1 protein-coding gene is annotated in these 867 nt (G+C 52.9%); it reads right to left on the bottom strand.

Going from position 1 to position 867, the window contains the following annotated elements:
* Positions 1–625: 625 nt before the first annotated feature.
* Positions 626–867, bottom strand: a 242-nt coding sequence (locus tag PL597_RS25935; RefSeq protein ID WP_271366651.1) for a hypothetical protein, incomplete at its 5' end; no start/stop codon positions are given.

Below are 867 nucleotides of genomic sequence, written 5' to 3'. Positions count from 1 at the left end.
GACGATAGCGTCAGCGGCCTGTGCGCCGGATACTGCTGCGAGAGCCGCAGCGGAGCCGATGAGAAGGCTCTTGATGTTCATGGTTGACCTCCAGTCAAAGTTTTTAAGTGGGTCTGGGTACTTTCGCTGAAGGACAGCATTCCCTGCCCCATTCCCGTGTTCTTAGAAGCCAAACGATCCACCGCCTCGCTTCTGGTGGTGAAAATACAAAAGGTTTCGCCGCATGCAATCGCCAACATCCGATAAATAGCATTTACGTATATGCTTCATTTCGATTTGTTGCGGAAACAACACACCAAGCGCAGCCACCCCGCAGGCGGCTTTACCATGCGTTAAGAAATTGCTTGAAAATCCGTTAGTTAGTTAGACTAACGAGATATTTACAAACTGCCGGCTTTTTCGGAGAAACCTTGCCTCGTCGGGCAAGAGAGGTGGAAACCGTCGCATCCTTACACCCCTGCATCTGACACACCTTCACAGCGCGCGTGGAGAGACTAGGGAAAAGCCAAGCCGTTTGACACCGATTTTCCACGCAACGATTCGAGGGACCAACGTCGTATCGATCGCGTCTATTCGCTCGGGGTATCTGATGTGATGAGGCGGCGTCGCATTCGACAATTGGCTTTCATGATCGGCAGCAGCCGATTTGTTGCGCGCGCCAATTCGAAACGGACGGAAGAACAGGTGACAAGCGGCGACAGTCGCCAAAGCGCTCCGGCAGCTGTCTTGAAGTGAAGGATCGGGCGGGCTGGAATTTCCGGTCTTGCGTGTCCGACTTGAGAGATAGGTGACGTTTTGTACCGGAGACATGGGTAACACTTTTCGCTTTGCGGGAGGTGTTGATGCCGTGGAGAGAGACTTCGGTTA

The organism is Agrobacterium sp. ST15.13.013 (assembly GCF_027956525.1).
Lineage (GTDB): Bacteria > Pseudomonadota > Alphaproteobacteria > Rhizobiales > Rhizobiaceae > Agrobacterium > Agrobacterium salinitolerans.
The sequence above is the reverse complement of the archived record's forward strand: the minus strand, read 5'-3'. Positions and strand labels throughout refer to the sequence as shown.